The 4,235-nt window shown below is 68.9% G+C and carries 5 protein-coding genes; 2 read left to right on the top strand and 3 right to left on the bottom strand.

The genetic code is table 11. The annotated features are described in order from the left end of the window. Positions 1–31 precede the first annotated feature (31 nt). From WA805_RS01420 to WA805_RS01410, 3 genes are read right to left on the bottom strand one after another with little or no spacing between them, the layout of a single operon-like run. Positions 32–418: a nuclear transport factor 2 family protein gene (locus WA805_RS01420; RefSeq protein WP_425241463.1), complete on the bottom strand. Its 387-nt coding sequence runs from the start codon at positions 416–418 to the stop codon at positions 32–34. A 17-nt stretch (positions 419–435) separates the two neighbouring features. Continuing rightward, the gene (locus tag WA805_RS01415; RefSeq protein WP_422276411.1) at positions 436–2,001 is read right to left on the bottom strand and encodes a class I adenylate-forming enzyme family protein; all 1,566 of its coding nucleotides are present in this window, start codon (positions 1,999–2,001) and stop codon (positions 436–438) included. A 32-nt stretch (positions 2,002–2,033) separates the two neighbouring features. Next, the gene (locus WA805_RS01410) at positions 2,034–3,155 is read right to left on the bottom strand and encodes an alpha/beta hydrolase (protein ID WP_422276409.1); all 1,122 of its coding nucleotides are present in this window, start codon (positions 3,153–3,155) and stop codon (positions 2,034–2,036) included. A gap of 106 nt (positions 3,156–3,261) precedes the next feature. Between WA805_RS01410 and WA805_RS01405 the strand changes: the two genes are divergently transcribed. After that, entirely contained in the window at positions 3,262–3,828 is a 567-nt protein-coding gene (locus tag WA805_RS01405) for a VOC family protein (RefSeq protein WP_422285834.1), read from the top strand. A gap of 4 nt (positions 3,829–3,832) precedes the next feature. Then, a partial coding sequence (locus WA805_RS01400) for an AMP-binding protein (protein WP_425241462.1) occupies positions 3,833–4,235 on the top strand: 403 nt, incomplete at its 3' end.

The raw sequence follows: 4,235 nt of genomic DNA, 5'->3' as shown, positions 1-4,235 counted from the left end.
ATTTACGCCGGGGTCGGACGGAAACCATAACCTAGACCGACAGGGCTTCGCGGGCGGCCTTGATCGCGGCGCGCTTACCGGAATCCAGGTACTCCTCGATCCTGGTGATGTGGCCGTCGCGTACCTGCAGGTACATCGCGGCGTGCAGTTCGACCTCGGCGCCGCCGCGCAGCCTGCCGCGCAGGACGTGCTGCTGCAGCACGCCATCGGGCGCCGGTACCCGGCGGATGATCTCGTAGTGCAGGCCGGACACCGCGCGGTGCAGGCCCTGGAGAACTTTCAGGTTCTCGTCGACGGGCTGCTCGATCAGGTCGTCGTTGTGCCAGATGACCGCGTCCGGCGCGTAGATCTCGCGCAACGCGGCGATGTCGCCGTCCTCGAGGGCGGCGAAGAAGCGCCCGACCAGTTCCTCGCTCATCACAGTGCCTTCCCCGCTCATGATCGCGCCTGCGACAGCTGCTCGCGCAGCTCACGCTTGAGGACCTTGCCGGTGGTGGTTCGCGGCAGGGAAGCGACGAACTCCACGCTCTTGGGGCACTTGAAGTGCGCCAGGTTGTCCCGGCACCAGCTGACGATCTCGTCAGCGGAGACGGCGCCTGCCTGCCCGGCCACGGGAATGATCACGGCGTGCACGGCCTCGCCCCAGGTCGGGTCCGGCCGGCCGAGCACCGCCACATCGGCGACCGCCGGGTGCCGGGCGAGCACCGCCTCGACCTCGGCGGGGTAGATGTTCTCACCGCCGCTGATGATCATGTCCTTGGCCCGGTCGAGGATGTACAGGTATCCGTCGGCCGTCAGCCTGCCGACGTCGCCGGTCCGGTACCAGCCGTCCTCGGTGAAGGCCGCCGCGGTCCCCTCGGGATCACGCCAGTACCCGGAGAACAGGCACTCGCCCTTAATGAGCAGCTCCCCGGGAGTGTCGACGGGCAGGTCGCGGCCGTCCGGATCGACGATGCGCACCTCCCAGCCGAATGAGACCCTTCCGGCGCTGCCGAGCCGCGGATGACCCGGCTGATGATCTTCGGGGGCCAGCAGGCTGATCATGGACTGGCTCTCGGTGTTGCCGTAGATCTGCCGGAACCTGCAGCCGAACGTCTCTGTCGCCGCTGCCAGCGAGGACGGGGTGATCGGGGCCGTGCCGTAGGCGATCTCGCGCAGGCTGGACAGGTCGGTCGCACCACGGCGGCGGACCTCCCTCACGAGCATGTCGATCATCGAGGGGCCGGCGGTGAAGAACTCGATCCGGTCGGCGGCGATCGCGTCGATCGTCGTCTCCGGGCTGAAGGCCGTGTGGATGTAGACCGTCCCCGCGGTCAGCAGCGCCTGCATGCACTGTCCGAAGCCGCCCAGGTGGAACAGCGGCAGGATCTGCAGGTGCCGGGATCCGGTGACCTGATCGCCGATCTCGATGGCGAAGTCCGCGACGCTCATCATCAGCGCGCCATGCCGCAGCGGGATCGCCTTGGCCCGTCCGGTCGTCCCGCTGGTGTGCACGAGCGCCAGCAGATCGTTCCCGCTTAGCCTCGGCCGGGGCGGAACGGGTCCGGCCAGTGTCCCGCCGTCCGTCCAGCCAGTGTCCGGCCCAGTGTCGGGCGCAGTGTCTGGCACAGCGCCCCCGCCGATCACGACCCGCACGCCTGCGCCCTGCCATCCGGCGTCTGCCAGCCCGGTGAATTCGGCGTCGGCGGCAATCGCGACCGGCTCGACCAGCGCGAGCACCTCGGTGAGCTCACGGACCGACAGCCGCCAGTTGACGAACGCCGGAGTCGCGCCCGCCCGCATCAGCGCGAAGGCGTGCACGAGAAAGTCGGCGCTGTTCTTCGCGATGACCGCGACGATATCGCCGGGCCCGACTCCCGCGGCGGCCCAGCCTCCCGCCCTGCGCTCCACCTCGGTCCGCAGCTGCGCGTAGGTGTAGGCCGCTCCCCTGTCGTCGGTAAGCGCGGTCACTTGCGGGTGCACGTTGGCGCGCCAGTCGATGACATGAATCCAGCTTTGCATTCAGTCGAAATCCTTCCGGGCGCCGGAATGCGTCATTCGTGATCGGCTGTCCAGGCCGCGATGAGATCGGCCGCCTGCTCTCGGACGCCGGCCGGCTCGAGCAGGTAGTGATCCGCCTTGACGAACTCGAGTGTCTTGTCCGCCGCGGCGAGCGAGTCGTACAGGGTGCGGGCGTCGTTCTCGTAGACGCAGGCGTCCGCGGTGGCGTGCACGACGAGGGATGGCAGCGTGATCCTGGCCAGGTGCGGGGCCGCGGTGCACTGCGATGTCCGCAGGCTCCACATGGACAGCCAGGTGCGCAGCGTGCTGACGGTTCCGACGCCGAACACCCCGTAGTTGGCCTTGACCGGCTCGCCGAGGTAACACCAGTTCGGCTTCCGGTCGGACGGCTCGATGGCGGGGTCGATCATGCGCAGGTCGGCCCAGCTGCGGGCGACGGTGAACAGCCTGTCCCGCGCCCTGGTACCCGCCAGGGCGTCCAGCTGGCCAAGTGCCCAGTCGGTGATGCGCTCATTGCGGGCGCGCTGCGCGGCCCGGTAACGGAGCTGGAAATCCTCGCTGTAGGGCGGTCCGTTGTCCGGGTTGAACGGGTCGAGCGCCGGGTCCGCCGACAGCGGGTCGGTCTCGTCTGTCACCGATGGATCCAGCCAGGCGGTGAACACCTCCGGCCGGCCGGAGTGCGCGGAGAGCGCGATGAAAAGATCAGCCCGCGGCAGGTCGGCGATAGCGCCGAGCGGCCTCATCCCGGCGACAGGCGTGACGTTCGGCTCGACGGCCTGCGACTGGTAGGCGGCCATGAGGGACCCGCCGCCGGAGTTGCCGAGCAGGACGACCCGGTCGACCCCGGCGTGCTCGCGCAGCCAGCGGACTCCGACGCCGATCTCCGCCAGCGCGTGGTCGAGCAGGAAGTGCGCCTCGTTCCCGCGGAACCGCGTGTTCCAGCCCAGGAACCCGAACCCGCGCTCGGCCAGGTAGCTGGCGAGATAGTGCTCGGAGAAGTCGACGTTGTAGTGCGTCGCGATAAACGCAGTCGTGGGCTGTTTCCCGGCCGGCCGGTGGTAGATGCCCTGGCAGGGATGCCCGCCAGCGCCGGCCCGGCCGACCACGGGTGACGGCAAGCCCACGAACTCTCTGTCGACGTCGACCTCGGCCACGAAAAACCCCGGTTCTGCTCAATGGTGCTGTGGAAATTGACTGTACAGTTTTCTCAGACAAAACTGAATCTGGATTTAGATTCAGCTTCTAGGCAGGGAGGGTTCCATGGACTGGCGGAACGAGGAGTTCGACCTCGGCGGCGTCAACCACCTGGCGCTGGTCTGCGCGGACATGAAGCGCACCGTCGAGTTCTACACCCAGGTGCTCGGCATGCGGCTCATCAAGACCCTGGACCTGCCAGCCGGGTCTGGCCAGCACTTCTTCTTCGACATGGGCGGCGGGAACGCGCTCGCGTTCTTCTGGTTCCCTGACGCGCCCGACCCGGTGCCAGGCGTCTCCGCGCCGGTCACCGTCCCCGGGTTCGGCGAGTGGACAAGCGCGGTCGGGTCGATGAACCACGTCGCGTTCAACGTGCCTGAAGAGCGGTTCCTCGACTACCGGGCCAAGCTCAAGGCCAAGGGCGTCAAGGTCAGCCCCATCATCGACCACGACGACAGCGCGGAGGGGGTGGCACGCGAGCTGCACCCGGGCGTGTTCGTCCGCTCGTTCTACTTCCAGGACCCGGACGGGATCTTGCTGGAGTTCGCCTGCTGGCGGCGGGTGATGGGCCAGCCTGGCGACATCAGGCACGAGCCGAAGACGGCGGCCGACCGCACCGGCCTGCGAGTCTAGGGACGTGCTGTCCCTGGTTCATGTCGTCGAGTGGCGGGCCTCGGTCAACCCTGACCAGATCGCGCTGACCGACGACCGTGGCGCGGAGCTCACCTACGCGGATCTGCGCACGGCCATGGAGGCGTCCGCCGCCGCGTTCGCGGCAGCGGACATCGGTCCCGGCGACGTAGTGCCGGTCATCGCGCGCAACCAGGCCGGCTGGGTCACGGCCATGCTCGGCCTGATCCGGGCCGGCGCCTTGCCCGCCGCGGTCAACTGGCGGCTGGCCGCGCCGGAGGTTGCCGCGATGCTCGAGCTCATGGCGCCCGCGGCGATTGTCACCGACGACGACTGCGCCGCGCTCGTCACCGCGGCGAACTCAGGCCTGCCCGTCCTGACCTGCCCCGGCGCTCCGGCAGCCGGATCCG

Source organism: Trebonia sp. (assembly GCF_049794275.1).
GTDB lineage: Bacteria > Actinomycetota > Actinomycetes > Streptosporangiales > Streptosporangiaceae > Trebonia.
This window is presented reverse-complemented; position numbering and strand designations above follow the sequence as displayed.